15 protein-coding genes are annotated in these 17,594 nt (G+C 67.1%); 9 read left to right on the top strand and 6 right to left on the bottom strand.

Annotated elements, in window-relative coordinates:
- Positions 1–61: 61 nt before the first annotated feature.
- The 3 genes from ACN0RC_RS03260 (at position 62) to ACN0RC_RS03250 (ending at position 3,077) form a co-directional block, all read left to right on the top strand.
- The gene (locus tag ACN0RC_RS03260) at positions 62–409 is read left to right on the top strand and encodes a PLD nuclease N-terminal domain-containing protein (RefSeq protein ID WP_417508778.1); all 348 of its coding nucleotides are present in this window, start codon (positions 62–64) and stop codon (positions 407–409) included.
- Complete coding sequence (menD, locus tag ACN0RC_RS03255; RefSeq protein ID WP_417508776.1) at positions 406–2,076, top strand: 2-succinyl-5-enolpyruvyl-6-hydroxy-3-cyclohexene-1-carboxylic-acid synthase; 1,671 nt, start codon at positions 406–408, stop codon at positions 2,074–2,076. The genes ACN0RC_RS03260 and menD overlap by 4 nt, the downstream gene beginning before the upstream one ends.
- A 146-nt stretch (positions 2,077–2,222) precedes the next feature.
- The gene (locus ACN0RC_RS03250) at positions 2,223–3,077 is read left to right on the top strand and encodes a polyphosphate kinase 2 family protein (RefSeq protein ID WP_417508774.1); all 855 of its coding nucleotides are present in this window, start codon (positions 2,223–2,225) and stop codon (positions 3,075–3,077) included.
- Here ACN0RC_RS03250 and ACN0RC_RS03245 read toward each other — a convergent pair.
- Positions 3,074–4,342, bottom strand: coding sequence for an isochorismate synthase (locus ACN0RC_RS03245; RefSeq protein WP_417508772.1), 1,269 nt, complete (start codon positions 4,340–4,342; stop codon positions 3,074–3,076). The genes ACN0RC_RS03250 and ACN0RC_RS03245 overlap by 4 nt on opposite strands.
- 74 nt (positions 4,343–4,416) lie before the next feature.
- Here ACN0RC_RS03245 and ubiE point away from each other — a divergent pair, with 74 nt between their 5' ends.
- Genes ubiE through ACN0RC_RS03230 form a run of 3 tightly spaced genes read left to right on the top strand, consistent with a single transcriptional unit; the run spans position 4,417 to position 7,699 of the window.
- Positions 4,417–5,154, top strand: a complete 738-nt coding sequence (gene ubiE / locus ACN0RC_RS03240; RefSeq protein ID WP_417508770.1) for a bifunctional demethylmenaquinone methyltransferase/2-methoxy-6-polyprenyl-1,4-benzoquinol methylase UbiE — start codon at positions 4,417–4,419, stop codon at positions 5,152–5,154.
- 21 nt (positions 5,155–5,175) lie between these two features.
- Positions 5,176–6,237 carry a polyprenyl synthetase family protein gene (locus tag ACN0RC_RS03235; protein WP_417508768.1) on the top strand — a complete coding sequence of 354 codons (1,062 nt, stop codon included), beginning with the start codon at positions 5,176–5,178 and terminating at the stop codon, positions 6,235–6,237.
- Positions 6,238–6,289: 52 nt separating this feature from the next.
- The gene (locus tag ACN0RC_RS03230) at positions 6,290–7,699 is read left to right on the top strand and encodes an FAD-dependent oxidoreductase (protein WP_417508766.1); all 1,410 of its coding nucleotides are present in this window, start codon (positions 6,290–6,292) and stop codon (positions 7,697–7,699) included.
- A 9-nt stretch (positions 7,700–7,708) separates the two neighbouring features.
- On the opposite strand, the gene ACN0RC_RS03225 is transcribed toward ACN0RC_RS03230, so the two are convergent.
- Genes ACN0RC_RS03225 through ACN0RC_RS03215 form a run of 3 tightly spaced genes read right to left on the bottom strand, consistent with a single transcriptional unit; the run spans position 7,709 to position 10,759 of the window.
- Positions 7,709–8,113, bottom strand: a complete 405-nt coding sequence (locus ACN0RC_RS03225) for a hypothetical protein (protein WP_417508764.1) — start codon at positions 8,111–8,113, stop codon at positions 7,709–7,711.
- A 47-nt stretch (positions 8,114–8,160) separates the two neighbouring features.
- Positions 8,161–9,447, bottom strand: coding sequence for a serine hydrolase domain-containing protein (locus ACN0RC_RS03220; RefSeq protein WP_417508762.1), 1,287 nt, complete (start codon positions 9,445–9,447; stop codon positions 8,161–8,163).
- A 19-nt stretch (positions 9,448–9,466) separates the two neighbouring features.
- Positions 9,467–10,759, bottom strand: a complete 1,293-nt coding sequence (locus tag ACN0RC_RS03215) for a serine hydrolase domain-containing protein (RefSeq protein ID WP_417508760.1) — start codon at positions 10,757–10,759, stop codon at positions 9,467–9,469.
- 171 nt (positions 10,760–10,930) lie between these two features.
- Here ACN0RC_RS03215 and ACN0RC_RS03210 point away from each other — a divergent pair, with 171 nt between their 5' ends.
- From ACN0RC_RS03210 to ACN0RC_RS03200, 3 genes are read left to right on the top strand one after another with little or no spacing between them, the layout of a single operon-like run.
- Positions 10,931–12,682 (top strand): ATP-binding protein, encoded by a 1,752-nt coding sequence (locus tag ACN0RC_RS03210; RefSeq protein ID WP_417508758.1) that lies wholly within the window; start codon positions 10,931–10,933, stop codon positions 12,680–12,682.
- Positions 12,670–13,323 carry a response regulator transcription factor gene (locus tag ACN0RC_RS03205; RefSeq protein WP_417508756.1) on the top strand — a complete coding sequence of 218 codons (654 nt, stop codon included), beginning with the start codon at positions 12,670–12,672 and terminating at the stop codon, positions 13,321–13,323. Before ACN0RC_RS03210 ends, ACN0RC_RS03205 begins: the two co-directional genes overlap by 13 nt.
- A 48-nt stretch (positions 13,324–13,371) precedes the next feature.
- Entirely contained in the window at positions 13,372–14,424 is a 1,053-nt protein-coding gene (locus tag ACN0RC_RS03200) for an alpha/beta hydrolase (protein ID WP_417508754.1), read from the top strand.
- Between the two features lie 525 nt (positions 14,425–14,949).
- Here ACN0RC_RS03200 and ACN0RC_RS03195 read toward each other — a convergent pair.
- On the bottom strand, positions 14,950–17,172 hold the full coding sequence (locus ACN0RC_RS03195; RefSeq protein WP_417508752.1) for a heavy metal translocating P-type ATPase: 2,223 nt from the start codon (positions 17,170–17,172) through the stop codon (positions 14,950–14,952).
- A 72-nt stretch (positions 17,173–17,244) separates the two neighbouring features.
- Positions 17,245–17,505, bottom strand: coding sequence for a YHS domain-containing protein (locus tag ACN0RC_RS03190; protein ID WP_417508750.1), 261 nt, complete (start codon positions 17,503–17,505; stop codon positions 17,245–17,247).
- Positions 17,506–17,594: the final 89 nt, after the last annotated feature.

Raw genomic sequence — 17,594 nt, 5'->3', positions numbered from 1 at the left:
GCGGTGGGGTGACCTCGGCGCTGACTGACCGCGCGAAAGATAACCGGCTTAGACTGGGGTCGTGGCAAGAGTACTGATCGTCGGGGGTTTTCTGGCTCTCGTCTTCTGGGTTTTCAGCATCGTGGACTGTGCAGTGCAGCCGGCGACGCGGCATCGCGGCGTGCCCAAGGGGGCATGGATCGCGATCGTCGTTCTGATCCCGGTGCTCGGCGGCATCCTGTGGTTCGTGATCGGTCGGCGCCGTCGCAGTGACGAGCAGAAGCTGCGCTCCCTCGCCCCCGACGACAACCCCGAGTTCCTGCGCAGCCTCGGCAAGAACGAGCAGGACGAGCGCATCCGCCGTCTCGAAGAAGAACTCGCGCGCCTCGACGATGAGACCGACGGCCCTGCCGCGGACTCTCGTTCATGACCTCATCACCCGCTGCGGATTCCGCGGCATCCCTGCTCGCTGAGCTCGTCGCCCACGGCGTTCGCGACGTCGTGATCTCACCGGGTTCGCGCTCGCAGGCGCTCGCGCTCGCCGCCATGCACTTCGCCCGCGAGGGCGCCATCCGCGTTCATATTCGGATCGACGAGCGGGTCGCCGGCTTCACCGCCCTCGGCATCGCCCGAGAGACTCGCGTACCGGTTGCGGTGATCTGCACCTCCGGAACCGCCGCGGCGAACCTGCTTCCCGCGACGATGGAAGCCTTCCATTCCGGCATCCCGCTGCTTCTACTCACCGCCGATCGCCCGCCGGAGCTGCGCGGCGTCGGCGCGAATCAGGCGACCATCCAGCCCGGAATGTTCGACGCGTTCGTGCGCTGGCAGCGCGACGCGCCGGTGCCGGGGGACGGCATCTGGGACGGCCTTGGCCAGGGTGCCGTCACCGCCGCGATGGGGGTGGATGCTGCGCCCACTGCCCTCACGGGCGTTCCCGGCCCCGTGCACCTGAACCTTCCCACCAGGGAGCCGCTCTCTGGTGCGCTTCCTGCCGGTTTCGTTGCGACCCCAGGTGAGACGCCGACGTCGAATACCGGCGAACCGCTCGTTCTCGAACTCGGCCCGCGCACGGTCGTGGTGGCTGGTGCCGACGCCGGGGCCGCGGCCGAAGAGATCTCGCACGCGGGGTCGTGGCCGCTCATCGCCGAGATTGTCAGTGGTTCTCGCTTCGGCCGCTATGTCGTGCACGGCTACCGCGCGCACCTCAGCGATGAGAATCTCGGCGCGCGCATCGAGCGCGTCGTCGTTCTCGGACACCCCACAGTCAGCCGCGAAGTCACAGCCCTCCTGAAGCGAGACGATGTCGAGGTCATTGCCGTGCGCTCTGGCGGCGAGGCGCTGAATCTCAACGGCCGCACGCGTGCGGCGGCATCCGTCACTGTCAGCGCGGGGGCCTCTGACCGGGCGTGGCTGGGCGAATGGATGCGGGCATCTGCGGCATCCGTCATCGACCTCAGCGAAGATGCTCCCGATCACGACGGACTGCACTCCACTGATTTCGCTGCCCGCCGCGATGCGGTGCGCGCAGAACTCGATGCGGTCCGCCGCCCGCTCGACCGCGCACTGCTCGTTGACGCCGTCTGGCGCGCGACGTGGCCACACGACCGCCTGATGTTTGGATCTTCGAGGCTCGTCCGCGTCGCCGACGCTGTGCTCGGCGGTAAGAAGGTGCCGGTGCATGCGAACCGGGGACTCGCCGGAATCGACGGGACGATCGCCACGGCTTTGGGCATCGCGATCGCGAGTCAGGCAGATGGTGCGGCGGGCGTGACCCGCGTGCTGCTCGGCGATCTCGCCTTCCTGCATGATGTCGGTTCTCTGCTGCTGCCGCCCGATGAACAGGAGCCGCGCATCCAGGTCATCGTCGGAAACGACGGCGGAGGAACGATCTTCGACTCGCTCGAGGTCGCCGCATCCGCCCCTCGGGAAGATCTCGACCGCGCGTTCTACACGCCGCATACTGCGCAGCTCGAACAGCTCGCCCTCGCCTACGGCTGGGACTATCAGCGCATCACCACGCGCACCGCGCTCGATCAGGCGCTCACCTCTCCCGTCGTGGGCCGCCAGATCATCGAGGTTCCGCTCTCGCGCTGAGCCCGTGTCAACCTCGCTCTGGGGCGGGCGCCAGCCCCACTCTGGGTCGCGATTTATGCCGTTCTGAGCGCCGCATACCGACACAATTTGCGACCTGGACGCCCCGCCCGCGCTCGCGCACGCCCGCCCTGGGGCAGGATGTACGCATGAGCGAGCGAGGGTGGTCTGCCGACGCAACCGAGATCCTGCGAGTGGGAAAGGGGTTCCGGCTCGGGGACGTCGATCCCGGCAGCCAGCCCGGCTACGACGGTGACAAGGGCGACGGCGAGGAGGATCTCGCAGTCGGGCTCGACGCGCTGGGCGAACTGCAGGAGCGGCTGTTCGCGCAGAGCCGCACCGGTGACGCAACCGACTCCGTGCTGCTCGTGCTGCAGGCGATGGACTCGGCGGGCAAGGGCGGCATCGTCCGGCACGTCGTAGGCGCCGTCGACCCGCAGGGCGTCGAGCTCGCCGCGTTCAAGGCGCCCACCGCCGAGGAGCGCGCGCATGACTTCCTCTGGCGCGTCGAGAAGCGCCTGCCGCAGACCGGGTACATCGGCGTGTTCGATCGCTCGCACTATGAGGACGTGCTGATCGGGCGCGTGCGCGAGCTCGCTCCGGCCGAGGAGATCGAGCGCCGCTACGGCGCGATCAACGAGTTCGAGGCGCGGGTCGCGGCATCCGGCACCCGCATCATCAAGGTCATGCTGCACATCTCGCCAGGCGAGCAGAAGGAACGGCTCATGGAGCGGCTCGAGCGCCCCGACAAATACTGGAAGTACAACCCCGGCGACGTCGACGAGCGGATGCTGTGGCCGAAGTACATGCAGGCCTATCAGACGGTCTTCGAGCGCACCTCCACCGAGCATGCCCCCTGGTACGTCGTGCCCGCCGACAGCAAATGGTACGCGCGCCTCGCGGTGCAGGAGCTGCTGCTGGAGACGATCGAAGCGATCGACCCGCAGTGGCCGGGTGCCGACTTCGACATCGAGGCCGAGAAGAAGCGGCTCGCCGCGAGTTAGGCCAGCGCGTCCACGAGCGGGCGGAACTTCACCCTGGTCTCGAGCAGTTCGGTCTCGGGGTCGCTCGCGGCGACGATGCCCGCACCCGCGTGCGCGGTCACGGCGATCGTGTCGTCCCCAGCCGAGAACTGTGCGCACCGCAGGGCGATCGCCCATTCACCGTTGCCGTTCGCGTCGATCCAGCCGACCGGCCCCGCGTAGCGGCCGCGGTCGAAGGGCTCGAGCTCTCGGATCGCCGCGACCGCGGCGGGTGTGGGGGTGCCCGCGACGGCGGCGGTGGGGTGCAGGGCTCCGACGAGATCGAGCGCGGACTCTCCTGCGGACAGCTCGCCTTCGACATCGGTGGCGAGATGGAACAGGTTCGGAAGCTTCAGCAGGAAGGGCTGCTCGCTCGATGCCATCGCCCGCACGTGCGGCCGCAGCGACTCCAGAAGCGAGCGCACGGCGTACTGGTGCTCGTCGAGGTCTTTGACGCTCGCGGCAAGACGAGCGGATGCTGCGGCATCCTCATCGGCATCCGCACCGCGCCCGATGGTTCCTGCGAGCACCCGCGCGGTCACCGTGCGATCCTGCACGGTGACGAGGGTCTCGGGGCTTGCGCCGATGAGTCCGTCGACCGCGAAGGTCCAGGTGTCGGGGTAGCCCGTCGAGAGCTCGCGCACGAGGCGGCGGAGGTCGGAGCCTGCGGGGATCGTGCCCTCGAGATCGCGGGCGAGCACGATCTTGCTCGCCTCTCCTGCGCCGATCCGCTCCAGAGCGTCACGAATGGAGGCCTGGTAGCCAGCCGGACTCTGACGCCCTGGGCCGACGGTTCCCGCCCAGTGCGGTCCGTAGGCGACGGGCGAGAGAGTAGCACCCGGCTGATCGCCGGGGAGCTCCGTTCCGGATACCGCGATGCGGGTGATCCAGCCGCGTCCCCGGTGGCGCCCCAGAATCATCGAGGGTACGACCAGCACGCTGTCGGCCGCTGAGCCCTCGTCGAAGGTCAGCGCACCGAACCCGACCAAACCGGTACCGGGCAACTGCACAGGGTCATTGATCTCCGCGGCGTCGGTGAGCGCGCGCCACGACTCTGCGATCACGGCGCTGCGCAGCGGGCCGCGATCAGCAGGCACTCTGATGGTCACCGGGGCGCTGTCGCCGACGGCGACGATGCCGTCGCCGCGCCGGAGCCACGCAAGGGGGGAGTGCGGATGCGCGTAGGCCAGCAGATCGTCGACCGGGTCGAACTCACGGGTCTGCACGACCAGGCGGGTGCTGCTCACCCATCCAGTTTAGGCGGCGGGGCGCCCTTCGCCGGCGCCGCGCGCAGACAGCGCGGTCGATCTAGACTGGTCGGATGAGCCAGCCCAATCGCGCCGACCTCGGCAGAGACCCGCAGCGCGTCAGCGGCATGTTCGATCAGGTGGCCGCTGGCTACGACCGTACGAACACGGTCATGACGTTCGGAAACGACGCACTCTGGCGCGCGGCGACCACTCGTGCGGTCGCGCCCCGTCGCGGTGAGCGGATCCTCGACCTCGCGGCAGGAACAGCTTCTTCGTCGGCATCCCTTGCCGCAAGCGGCGCCGATGTCGTCGCGGCCGATTTCTCACCGGGGATGCTTGCTGAAGGCAAGCGCCGCCACGGACACCTGGCGAACTTGAGCTTCGTCGAGGCAGACGCCATGAACCTGCCGTTCGCCGACGATGAGTTCGATGCCGTCACGATGTCGTACGGGCTGCGCAATGTGCAGCAGCCGAAGAAGGCGCTCGCCGAGCTGTTCCGGGTGACCAAGCCCGGGGGTCGCCTCGTGATCAACGAGTTCTCCACCCCTCCTGGCACATTGTTCCGCGGCCTCTACCGCTTCTACAACGCCCAGGTGCTGCCGCGCGTTGCTCGTCTGGCCGGTACCAACAGCGACGCCTACGACTATCTGAACGAGTCGATCCGCGATTGGCCCGATCAGAGCAAGCTCTCGGCATGGATCCGGCAGGCGGGCTGGACGAACGTCGAGTACCGCAACCTCACGTTCGGCATCGTCGCACTGCACCGCGCGGTCAAACCCGCCTCCGTTCCGATGACGAAGCCTGAGTGAGCCGCGGGTAGGGTGGACACCGTGACTTCGAGCCCCGCTGCCCCGGGTTCGCGCCTTGCGAACCGTCTGGGCTTCAGCGACCGCGTGTTCCTGGGCCCTGCTGCGCGTCGTGTCGCGCGTCAGATCGAGGACGGGCTCGAACTCGTCGAGAACGGGCTGTCCGAAGACCTGCGCGTTGCAGACTCTCTCGTCGACGCATCCGCCCGTTATCTGTACGAGGCCGGTGGCAAGCGCATCCGTCCCGTGCTCACGCTGCTGACCGCGCAGCTCGGCGAGGGCAACATCCCGGCAGTGATCGACATCGCGAAGGCGCTGGAGATCACCCACCTCGGCTCGCTCTATCACGACGACGTCATGGACGGCGCTGACCGTCGCCGTGGCGTTCCTGCGGCGCAGGCGGTGTGGGGCAACAACGTCGCCATCCTCACCGGAGACATCCTCTTCTCTCGCGCGAGCCAGCTCATGGCGAAGCACGGCACCAGGGCGATCCGCCTGCAGGCCGACACCTTCGAGCGGCTCGTGATGGGCCAGCTCCACGAGACCGTCGGCGCTCAGCCCGATGACGATCCGATCGAGTTCTACATCCAGGTGCTGGCCGACAAGACCGGCTCACTCATCGCTGCGGCGACGCAGGGCGGTGCGATCTTCTCGAACGCGCCGGAGGAGTGCATCGAGCCGCTGCGTCTGTACGGCGAGAAGGTCGGCATCGCATTCCAGCTGCTCGACGATGTGATCGATCTCTCGGCTAGCCCCGAAGAGACCGGAAAGGTTCCAGGCACCGATCTGCGCGCCGGCGTTCCCACCATGCCATACCTGCTGCTCAAGGCAGAGACCGATGCCGCGTCCGCCGATCTCGCAGCCCGCATCGACGACGGGGTGGAGCGGATCGCCGCCGGTGAGGATGCCGTCATCCTCGACCAGCCGCTCGCCGAACTGCGCGATCACGCGGTCACGCAGAAGACGCTCGACCTTGCCCGCTCGTGGACGCGTGACGCCATCGACGCATTGGCTCCGCTGCCCAAGGGCACGGTGCGCGAGGCGCTGACACGCTTCGCAGAGACTCTCGCAGACCGCAGCAGTTGATCGCCCTCTATCGTCGATCAGGCTCTTCGCTGCAGCATCCGAAAGGACTTTCATGACCAAACTCCGCCTGGCCATCGTCGGAGCCGGACCCGCCGGCATCTATGCCGCTGACATCCTGCTGAAGACCGAGCGCTCCTTCGACGTGTCGATCGATCTGTTCGAGCAGCTGCCGGCGCCCTACGGCCTCGTCCGCTACGGCGTGGCACCCGACCACCCCCGCATCAAGGGCGTGATCAACGCGCTCCGTGACGTGCTCGACCGCGGCGACATCCGCATCTTCGGCAACGTGCGCTTCGGCGAGGACATCACGCTCGACGACCTCAAGAAGCACTACAACGCCGTGATCTTCGCCACTGGCGCGATCCGCGACACGACGCTGGACATCCCTGGAATCGACGCCGAGGGCTCTTACGGTGCCGCAGACTTCGTGAGCTGGTTCGACGGTCACCCCGACGTGCCGCGCGAATGGCCGCTGGATGCCGAGTCGGTGGCCGTGCTCGGCAACGGCAACGTCGCGCTCGACGTGGCGCGCATGCTCGCCAAGCACGCCGAAGACCTGCTGCCCACCGAGATTCCCGACAACGTGCACACCGTGCTCGAGGGCTCGAAGGTCACCGACGTCCACATCTTCGGTCGCCGTGGCCCCGCGCAGGTGAAGTTCACCCCGCTCGAGCTGCGCGAGCTCGGCGAGCTGCGTGATGTCGACACGGTCATCTACGACGAGGACTTCGACTACGACGAAGCATCCCTCGCGGCGATCGCCAGCAACAAGCAGGTCAAGGTCATCGACCGCATCCTGCAGCAGTGGCGCACGCGTCCGTCGGTGAACAACTATTCCTCGCTCCCTGACGCTTCGACAGGCTCAGCGGTCGAAGGGAAAGCGAGTCGCCGCCTTCACCTGCACTTCTGGGCCAAGCCGGTCGAGATCAAGACGGATGCTGAGGGCAAGGTCGCAGCGATCGTCTACGAGCGCACCAAGCCTGACGGCTCCGGGGGAATGACCGGCACCGGCGAGCTACGCGAGGTGGCGATCGGTCAGATGTACCGCGCGGTCGGCTACTTCGGCTCACCGCTGAAGGACGTGCCGTTCGATAAGAAGCACGGTGTGATCCCGAACCGCGAGGGGCAGGTCATCGCCAAGGACTCCAACCAGCGCGTCCCAGGCATCTACGCGACCGGTTGGATCAAGCGGGGACCGGTGGGTCTCATCGGCCACACCAAGTCCGACGCCATGGAGACCGTGCAGCACCTCGTGAACGATCAGGGGTCTTGGTGGGATCCCGCTGACCCCTCCGAGGCTGCGATTCCCGCGCTCCTCGAGTCTCGCGGCATCCAGTGGACCGACCTCGACGGCTGGCACCGCCTCGACGAGCACGAAGTCGCACTCGGGGCACCGCACGAGCGCGCGCGCGTCAAGGTCGTCCCTCGCGACGAGATGGTGCGGATCTCTCGCGGCGAGTGACGTCGCCCGTCAGTTCGCGGGTGCGGTGACTTCGACGGTGAAGGTCACCGACTCGTCGCTGCTCGAGTTGTCGAGCGTGACCTCGGTCTCACCGACTTCGAGTGCGGTCAGGCCCGGGTTGAACTGAGCGCTGCCGTCGTCCTTGCCCGGCGTGAACTCGACGATCTTCTCGTCCGCGATCTCGGCGGTCCAGTCGGTGAAGGTCTCGTCATCGCCGGTGAGGTCGATCGCGTTGCCCTTGGTGACCTCAACGGTCGTGCCGTCGATCTCACCGATGTTCACGATGACGGGGGCGATCACCCCGGACTCCTCGTCGGTCCCACCGGAGGACGAGCAGCCAGCGAGAGCGAGAGCGGTGCCGAGAGCGAGAGCCAAGGCCCCGGCGCGGAAGGATGAACTGCGGCGGTGCGACATGTGTGAGGGTCCTCTCGACGATGCTGCGCTCAGTCTAGGGGCACGACTCAGCCTGCGGGAGGAGTTTCTGGGGCTGCGGGGTTGCTGGTGGGCACGGCGGATGCTCCGTAGAGGGCCGCGATGATCGCCTTGGCGACCACGACAGCCGCCGTCTCGCCGTCGACGGGAGACGCCGAGAGGTTCGCTCCGACGATGATCGTGTCATCGGTGGTGTTGTTGTAGACCATGAACGTCGAGTAGCCGGGGAGCTGGCCGTCGTGGCCGAGGACGCCCGGCGCGAACTGTGCGATTCCCAGTCCGTAGCCGACGCCGCCGGTCTGGCCCGTAACGGTGGGCTGCACGCTGTCGAGGCGGATCTTCTGCATCGTGTCATCGAGCAGGCCGCCGCCGACGAGCGCCTTGACGTAGACGGCGAGATCATCGGGAGTCGAGATCGCGCCACCGGCGGTCCATGCCCATGAGGGGTTGGCGTCGGTCTGATCGATCGGTGCAAGGGTGCCGTCGAGCGCCGCCGGGAGCTGATCGGCGGGAACGGCGTAGGAGTCGATCGTCTCGACGTTGGTGCCGAACTGGTATCCCTGCGCATGGGGCGAGGGGATCGCCGCATCCGAGGGCTCGGGCAGTGACGAGTTCTTCAGGCCCAGCGGCTCGAAGATCCGCTCCTGGAAGGCATCGGATGCCGACATGCCGGTGAGCTGCTCGATGACGAGCCCGAGCAGCACGATGTTCGTGTTGCTGTACTCGTACTGCGTGCCGGGGGCGAAGCTCGCGGGATACGCGAAGGCGATCGCGAGCAGTTCGTCTGGCGTCCATGCCTTCTGCGGGTCCTCGTCAAGGGTCGCGTTGAAAGCGGGATCGAACGAGTAGCTGACCAGGCCGCTGCGCATCTCAGAGAGCTGAGCGATCGTGATGCTCTCGCCGTTCGGCACATCGGGGCGGAACTTCGAGATCGGGTCATCGAGTGAGAGCAGCCCTTCGCCCACCAGCTGCAGGATGACGGTCGAGGTCATCGTCTTCGTGTTGCTCCCGATGCGGAAGAAGTCATCCATCGACATCGGCACGGATTTGCCGAGCTCCGCCGTGCCGAAGGTCGCGGACCAGTCGCCGTTCTTCGGAGAGAGGACCTTCACGACGACCCCGGGGATCGCGTTCTGCGTCATGATCTCGGGGATCTTCGCCTCGAGCGCTGCAGCGTATTCTGGCGCGGCATCTGTCGCCGCGGAAGTCGACGTGGCCGACGGGCCGGAGGATGCGGGGCTCGTGGCGCTGCACCCGCTCACGAGCAGCATGGTGCTGACGGCTGCCGCCAGGAGAGCTGTGGAGTTCTTCATCATGTCTGCGTTCCTGGGTCTGTCAGTGCGCGGGTGCGGTGGTGGGTGCGGGTGGGGGATTCTCGGGCACGATCTGAGAAGCGAGCTGGGTCGCGAGCGTTGCGGCGTAGTTCTCGAGGTTCCCGTTCCACTCGTCTGTCGTGTAGCTCTGGGCTCCTGGCGCGACCGAGACAGAGACCGTCACCGACCCGATCGGGGACTGCGCCTCGGGCAGGGTGGCAACGGCGGCCTGGTACCCGCCGAAGAGCGGGGTCTGCATCACCCAGTCGTCGCGGAGGAACACCCCGAGTCCGTAGGTCCATTCCTCGGTCAGCGTGTGACAGGAGCGGCATCCCTCGAGCGGGGCGCCGAAGCCGACGAGATCGGTCGAGATCATCGCCTGGTGCGACTCATCGCTGAGCAGCTCTCCGCGCCCGACGATGGCATCGAAGCTCGAGGTCATGTCATCGATCGTGGTGGTTTCGATAGCGCCGTGGGGGAGTGTCCACGAGGGGTTCCAGTAGGTCGAGTCCTCGAAGATCCCTCGTTCGGCGGTGAAACCGTGCACGACGGGGTTCGGAATATGGGCGGTGACGTCTGCCACCGTGCCCTCGAGTGATAACGGGTCGAGGACGTACTTCTCGACCAGCTCCGCGAGTGTCTTACCGCTCTCCGCCTCGAGCACATGAGAGAGGATGATGTACCCGGCGTGCGAATAGTCCCAGTTCTCACCCGGGGCGAAGAGCCGAGGACTCGCCGCGCTGTAGGCGAGAAGCTCCTTCTCGGTCCACGCGCGGAACGGGTCTGCTGCCTGCGCGGTGAGGAAGTCAGCATTCGCGACATGATCGGGGTATCCCGAGGTCATCGATGCCAGCATCCGCGGGGTGGCCTGATCGCCGCCGGGCAGGTCGGGAAGCCAGCGTGAGATCGGTTCGTCGATATCGATCAGACCTTCGTCGGCCATTGCGAGCATGGTCGCCGCCACGTACATGATGGCGACAGCCCCATTGCGGAAGCGCCCGTCTTCGGTGACAGGGAAGCCGGTCATCGATTCGCCGTACGTCACGGTGTCGATCACGCGCCCGTCGACCATCACCTGGGCGACGAGTGAGGTGAACCGCTTCTGCTCGAACTCCCGCTGGGTGAGGTCGGTCAGCACAGTGCTGATCGCCTTGTCCTCGGCGGTCTGAGCTGTCGATGACGGCGTGCTCTCCGACACCTCGGCTCCGGTGCAGCCGGTCAGTGCGACGGCCGCCGCGAGTGCGACGGCAGCACCCGCACGCCGCGCGCGACGACCTCGTCTCGTACCGGCCGAAGACACGCGTGGAAAGCCCATGTTCGGTAGCGTATGCACCTCGATGCAGGGCAGATAGAGACCTAGGTCGCCAGAATCGCGGTGGCCTCCCGCAACACTCGCACGGCACTTGCACCTGCGCAGAGAACGCGGTCATGATGAGACGGCGTCGAGCGCGAACGCACACCCTTCCACGGCGAGGAACCCATCCAGATGAGCACGGGCGCGAGCGCACCGATACGGCGGTCCTTCGATCGCGCGCTCTTCGTGATCCTGTGCGCGGGAGTGCTGCTCGACACTGCTCTCGTGGCGCTGCTGCCCCTTCACGGGCCGCTCGGCCCGGTGCTCGCACTCTTCCCGATCAACGTCCTGATCTATCTCGCCGCAGGCGTTCTCGCCTGGCATTATCGGCCGAGCAATCGGATGGGCGCGCTCATCCTGCTCACGGGCGCCTGGATGCTTCTGGGCGGGCTCGGCAACACGGATATCGCAGCCCTTGCTGCGCTCGGCACCATCGCCGGCAGCATGCCTCTTGCCGGATTCGTGCACCTGCTGCTGGCATTTCCCGCCGGTCGCGTGCGGGGAGCGGTCGCGCGCGCGACCGTGATCGCCGCGTATGTCACCTCGTCGCTCCTGCAACTGCCTCGCTACCTCTTCGCACCGGATGCTGCGGCTCCTGGCCTGATGATCGTTGATGTCCCCGCGTTCGAGCAGTGGGGCGGGGCCGTGCAGGAGGTCGTCGGCTTCGCGGTCTTGATGAGCACCCTCCTCGTGCTCGCGGATCGCCTGCGGCGATCGACCGCAGTGGAACGCCGTGTCCTGGTGCCGCTCTACGGGTACGGGATCGTCGCGCTGAGCGTGCTGCTGTTCGCCTCCCGTGTCCTGGGGCCGGTGCTCGGCTGGGCGCCGACGGATGTTGCGGCTCTACAGCTGCTGGTGTTCTGCGGCGTGCCGATCGCTTTCGCGCTCGGAACGCTGCGCGGAGGCGTGGCAAGGACCGGCGAGCTGGAAGAGCTCGGCGTCTGGCTCGGCGAAGTCGGCAGCGTGAAACCGGCGATCGGCGCAGCGCTCGCCCGCACGCTCGGTGACCCTACGCTCGAAGTCTGGTTCTGGGTGCCCGCTCGCGAAGGCTACGTCGACACCGAGGGAGTCGAGGTGACCTCCGAGCGCCAGCACGCGCATCGCCTGGTCGAACCCGTCGAGCTGGATGGACGCAGGATCGGCGCCATCTCGTGCGATATCGCGCTCTTGGCCGAGCCAGGGCTCGTGCGCACCGCTGGCCGGGTGGTGGCGATCGCGCTTGACCGTGAGAGGTTGATCGCCGAGCTTCTGGCGAGCAGTCGCGCGCTGCAGGCGTCGCGGGAGCGGCTGGTCGAGGTCGCCGACCGCGAGCGGCGCCGCATCGCGCAGGATCTGCATGACGGGCTGCAGGCGCAGCTCGTGCTTCTGGCGCTGGAGGCGCAGCAGATCGCGCACGTCGGCACCGACGAAGAGACAGTGCGCGAGCGCGCGACCGAGCTGCGCAAGGGAATCGATGCCGCAGCGTCAGGACTGCGCGAGGTGGTGTATTCGGTCATGCCGGCTGCCCTCTCCCAGCGCGGGCTGTCTGCGGCGGCCGAGGACCTCGTCGATCGGATGCCGATACCCACGACCCTCGACCTGAACGTCGCCGACAACGAATGCTCCCCGGTTGTGGAGAGCACCGCGTACTTCGTCGTAGCCGAAGCGCTGGCGAACGCCATCAAGCACTCGCGCGCCGGTGCCATCGCCGTCCAGCTGGGTCGCGATGGCGACGTGCTGCACGTCGAGGTGCGAGACAACGGCGATGGCGGAGCACGCGTCGGGCACGGTTTCGGCCTCACCGGAATGGTCGAGCGCGTGCAAGCTCTGGGCGGCACCGTGCATATCGAGAGCCCAGACGGCAGCGGCACGACAGTACGAGCGGAGATCCCATGCGGGTTGTGATCGGAGAAGACGAGGCGCTCCTGCGGCGCGGGCTCGAATTGATGCTGGGCGATGCCGGCTTCGAGGTCGTCGATGCGGCCGCAGATGCGCCCGCGCTCGAGCGCGCCGTCGAAGAGCACCGGCCTGATCTCGTCGTGACGGACATCCGGATGCCGCCGAGCTTCACCGACGATGGCCTGCGGGTGGCTCTGCGCATCCGCGCGCGGATGCCGCAGACCGCGGTGGTGGTGCTCTCGCAGCACGTGCAGCGCAGGTATGCCGTGGAGCTGCTCTCCGGCCAGACCGGCGGTATCGGCTACCTCCTCAAACAGCGCATCGCCGACGTCGATGAGTTCCTGGGCGATCTTCGCCGTGTCGCGGAGGGCGGTACGGCGATCGATCCGGATGTCGTTGCGGTCATGGTCTCTCGTGCCAGCCGGTCGGACTCCGCCGTGGGATCCTTGACCGCCCGGCAGCAGGAGGTGCTCTCGCTGATGGCAGAGGGGCGCAGCAACGCATCGATCGCCGGCAGGCTCTTCCTGACTGAGAAGGCGGTCGTGCAGCACGCCTCGCGCATCTACGATGCGCTGTCATTGGCTGTTGACTCCGATGCGCACCGGCGGGTGCTCGCCGTGCTGCAGTATCTGAACCGCGAGGACTGACGGTCCTCCGGCGCGTGCGGTTCCGGTGGCTGTGCGAGCATTGGCCTCATGACCGAATGGGTTCCGGATGTCTTGGGCGACGAGTTCGAGCAGCGGACCCTCCCGCTCGGAACGGACGAACAGGGCGAGGTCGTCGCAACGCTCGTGCGGGCTCTGCCTGCGCCGCCGCCACCGCCGCCTTCGGGGTGGGAGCGGTTCGTCGCCCGGCTTCGGGGCGAGTCCGTCGAGCCACGGCATCCGATGCTCGACGGTGTTGACGTGCTCTACGTGCACGGCTGGTCTGACTACTTCTTCCAGAAGCGGCTCGCCCGATTCTGGACGGCGCGCGGCGCGCGATTCTTCGCGCTCGACCTGCGCAAGTACGGTCGCAGCCTGCGCGAGGGGCAGGCGCCCGGATACATCGCCGATCTCGCGACGTACGACGAAGACATCGCCGCGGCCCTCGAGGTCATGAGGCAGGATGCCGGCGAGTCTGCGCGTGCACGCAGACTCATACTGATGGGACACTCGACGGGTGGCCTCGTGCTGAGCCTGTGGGCGTCACGGCATCCGGATGCGGCGGACGCCGTCGTCCTCAACTCGCCGTGGCTGGAATTCCAGATCGCGCCCCTGCGGGCCGCGATCGCGCCGATGGTCGAGCTGCAGGCGCGGTTGCGTCCGATGGAAGCCGCGCCGCAGATCGATCTGGGGTTCTACGCGAGGGCGCAGGCCGCTGTCATGGATCCGGATGACGTGATGGAAACGAACCCCGCCTGGCGGCCAGTGCCGGCGATGCCCGTGCACGCGGGCTGGCTGCGGGCGATCCTGCACGGGCACCGAACCGTTGCGGCAGGCCTGGCGATCACGGCGCCGGTGTGCGTGATGCTCTCGGCGCGCTCAGCGCTGCCGACCAGGTGGTCGGAGGAACTGACCTCCGCAGACACCGTGCTCGTCGTCGAAGACATCGCCGAGCGTGCGCTGAAGCTGGGCCACTCCGTGACCGTCGAGCGGATCGACGGCGCGCTGCACGACATCTTCCTCTCACGCAAGGTCGCGCGAGATGAGGCCTATGCGCGGCTCGAGCGCTGGCTCGTCGGGTGGGCGGCGTTTAGCGGTAGTTGATGAACTGCATTGGGGTGTTTGCCAGTGGTTGCCCGCAGGTGAGATCCTTGGAATTCCGCGGATTTTCGGTTGTCGTGGGACGGGCCTCAGAGGCGTGCGCGGAGGGTTTTGCGGACTTTTTGCGGACTGGACGCGGACTCGCATTCGCATTCGCAGTACCGTGCAGTCTTGGCTGACTTCGCCGGCGCCATTCGAGGGTACCCGCTCACCCCGCTTCCGTGCCCGCGCTTTCGCGGCATAGCGCCGACGCTGCGCGCCGACGTATTCCACGACGCGGGCACTCACGCGTGCCGAGCGGGTTGATGGCAAGGACGGCCAGCTCGGAGCAGATTGCCGCGCTGGGCAGTCTGGGGTGATGCGCCCGGGCTCTTCCACCCCCCACTCATTCGCGACTCGGACCTCGCCTCAAGCCTTGTCGCCAACGACTGACTCGCCGTCGCGTCCGGAAGAGACAACTGTCTCGTGCGTCACGGGGCTGCGAGACACCTGCGGGACGGCCGTGTCGCGGTCGCGGATCGATCGTGGTCATCGGTCGAGGATGGCGCGGGTCGTGGTGTCGGGACGAAGGTCGAGGCGGCGCAGCAGCTGGGCGTTGAGGGCGACGACAATTGTGGAAAGTGACATGAGGACGGCGCCGACGGACATCGGCAGCACGAACCCGATGGGGGCGAGGACGCCGGCCGCGAGCGGGACGGAGATGAGGTTGTAGCCTGCGGCCCACCAGAGGTTCTGTTTCATCTTCCGGTACGCGGCGCGGGAGAGTTCGATCACCGAGAGTACGGAGCGGGGGTCGTCACTGGCGAGAATGACACCGGCCGAGGCGATAGCGACATCAGTGCCCGCCCCGATGGCGAGCCCAACGTCAGCCTGGGCGAGCGCGGGAGCGTCATTGACGCCGTCGCCGACCATCGCGACTTTCCGACCTTCTCGCTGGAGCTCTTGGACCTTCGCGGCCTTGTCTTCGGGACGCACCCCGGCGAAGACCCGGTCGATGCCGAGGTCCTGAGCCACCGCGTTTGCAACGGCTTCTGCGTCTCCGGTGATCATGACCACTTGCACGCCGAGGGCGTGTAGTGCGTCGACCGCTTCGCGCGACTCCGAACGCACTTCATCGGCAAGCTTCAGCGCACCAATCACACGTCCGTCTTGAACCACGTGCAGGATGATCGCGCCGTCCGTGCGCCAGGCGTCGGCGATGGGGAGTTCGTCCGCGCCTTCCTCCGTGAGAAGGTGTGGTCCACCGACGCGGACCGTGGTGCCGTCGACGGTTGCGGTGACGCCCACGGCGGGAGACGAGGTGAAGTCGCGACTTCCGGGCACTGCGAGCTTTTTCTCGGCGGCGGCCCGGACGATGGCCTTCGCCAGTGGATGTTCGCTGTCAGCCTCGGCTGCGGCCGCCAGAGCAAGCACATTGTCTGCGTCGTTCCCTTCGGTGACTGACACTTCGGAGATGCTGGGCTCGCCCTTCGTGAGGGTGCCAGTCTTGTCGAACAGCACCGTGTCGACGGTGCGCATGCTCTCCAACGCCAGACGATCCTTCACGAGCACACCGCCGCGCGCTGCTCGCTCGGTCGCGATGGACACCACCAGAGGGATCGCAAGCCCGAGCGCGTGCGGGCAAGCGATCACCAGGACCGTGATGGTGCGGATGACGGCGGCATCAGGGAAGCCCACCAGCGTCCACACGAGTGCGGTGATGGCCGCAGATCCGAGCGCGAACCAGAACAGCCATCCAGCGGCGGTGTCGGCCAGGCGCTGGGCACGGGATGAGGAGTTCTGTGCTTCGGTCACCAGGCGTTGGATGCCTGCGAGGGTGGTGTCGTCGCCGGTCGCGGAGATCTCGACACGCAGTCCGGAATCGGTGGCGACAGTGCCCGCGGTGACCGGATCGCCGGTGCCGCGGGTGACGGTGCGGGATTCGCCGGTGACCATGGACTCGTCCATCGACGCGCGTCCATCGACGATGCGGCCGTCTGCGGGCACGCTGCCCCCGGGGCGGATGACGACGACGTCGCCGACAACGAGGTCGGTGGGTGAGACGACGACGACTTCACCGTTCTCGACACGCTCCGCTTCATCTGGCAGGAGTGCAGCCAGAGAGTCGAGGGCGGAGGTGGTCTGTGCTAGGGAGCGCATCTCGATCCAGTGACCGAGCAACATGATGACGATGAGGAGCGCCAGCTCCCACCAGAAATCGAGCTCGTGATGTAGCACCCCGAGAGTTGCACCCCAGGACGCGAGGAATGCGACCGTGATCGCGAGACCGATGAGGAGCATCATCCCGGGCTTTCGGGAGCGGATCTCGCTGACGGCGCCGACGAGGAACGGTTTCCCGCCCCAGACATACATCACCGTCCCCAGTACCGGGGACACCCACATGATCCCGGGAATGTCCGGGAGGGTGTAGCCGAGGATCATCGAGAACATGCCCGACAGCGCAACGGTCGGGACCGCCAGGACGAGCATGATCCAGAACAACCGGCGGAACTGCCCGACATGGTCCCCGTGCCCCGCATGACCACCGTGCCCCTCGTTGGACCCGTGAGCGTCGTGCCCTCCCTGGGCACCGTGCGTACCGTGCGACATCGTGTCGGGATGTGGAAGGTGCGAGGAGCCCTCTGCGGCGGCATCGACCACGTCCGTATGGGCATGATGCGCCATCTCGTGATGGGACTCGTGCTCCGCGGGTGTGTGTGACTTGTGATGTCCGTCGGTGTGTTCAACGCCGTCGTGGTGCGAGTTGCTCATGGGTCGATCCTCCTCGGAATGGTGATGCCGTGCAGGGGTGTTTGGTGCGCGTGCCGCACGGGTGGGGTGTGTTTAGGCGGCTGCGACGTACTTTGCGGGGTCCGCGTCGAAGCGGGGGCCGCATCCTGCGCAGCAGAAGTAGTAGCGGGTGCCCTCGTAGTCACGGAACAGGCCCGCGACTTCTGCATCTGCCTTGACGACGGTGCTGCCAACCATCACCGGGCATTCAGCGAGCTCGTCCGCGGACGGAGCGAGCAGATCCTTGCGCCCATCGGCGGCGACCGCACCGTTATTGTTGTTGCTGCAGCAGGATCCAGCGGGGGAATCGGACATGGTGTGTTCCTCTTTCAGGCTTTGCGATTCGACTCTGACACGCACAACCATATACCCCCCTGGGGTATTCCTGTAGAGTGAGCGGAACA

Origin of the sequence: Microbacterium sp. (assembly GCF_048259935.1) — a bacterium.
Classification (GTDB): Bacteria; Actinomycetota; Actinomycetes; order Actinomycetales; family Microbacteriaceae; genus Microbacterium.
The sequence above is the reverse complement of the archived record's forward strand: the minus strand, read 5'-3'. Positions and strand labels throughout refer to the sequence as shown.

Coding starts and splice junctions, on each gene's coding strand:
- menD (WP_417508776.1), top strand. CDS start 406: ATGACCTCATCACCCGCTGCGGATTCCGCGGCATCCCTGCTCGCTGAG.
- ACN0RC_RS03250 (WP_417508774.1), top strand. CDS start 2,223: ATGAGCGAGCGAGGGTGGTCTGCCGACGCAACCGAGATCCTGCGAGTG.
- ubiE (WP_417508770.1), top strand. CDS start 4,417: ATGAGCCAGCCCAATCGCGCCGACCTCGGCAGAGACCCGCAGCGCGTC.
- ACN0RC_RS03230 (WP_417508766.1), top strand. CDS start 6,290: ATGACCAAACTCCGCCTGGCCATCGTCGGAGCCGGACCCGCCGGCATC.
- ACN0RC_RS03225 (WP_417508764.1), bottom strand. CDS start 8,113: ATGTCGCACCGCCGCAGTTCATCCTTCCGCGCCGGGGCCTTGGCTCTC.
- ACN0RC_RS03220 (WP_417508762.1), bottom strand. CDS start 9,447: ATGATGAAGAACTCCACAGCTCTCCTGGCGGCAGCCGTCAGCACCATG.
- ACN0RC_RS03215 (WP_417508760.1), bottom strand. CDS start 10,759: ATGGGCTTTCCACGCGTGTCTTCGGCCGGTACGAGACGAGGTCGTCGC.
- ACN0RC_RS03210 (WP_417508758.1), top strand. CDS start 10,931: ATGAGCACGGGCGCGAGCGCACCGATACGGCGGTCCTTCGATCGCGCG.
- ACN0RC_RS03205 (WP_417508756.1), top strand. CDS start 12,670: ATGCGGGTTGTGATCGGAGAAGACGAGGCGCTCCTGCGGCGCGGGCTC.
- ACN0RC_RS03200 (WP_417508754.1), top strand. CDS start 13,372: ATGACCGAATGGGTTCCGGATGTCTTGGGCGACGAGTTCGAGCAGCGG.
- ACN0RC_RS03195 (WP_417508752.1), bottom strand. CDS start 17,172: ATGAGCAACTCGCACCACGACGGCGTTGAACACACCGACGGACATCAC.
- ACN0RC_RS03190 (WP_417508750.1), bottom strand. CDS start 17,505: ATGTCCGATTCCCCCGCTGGATCCTGCTGCAGCAACAACAATAACGGT.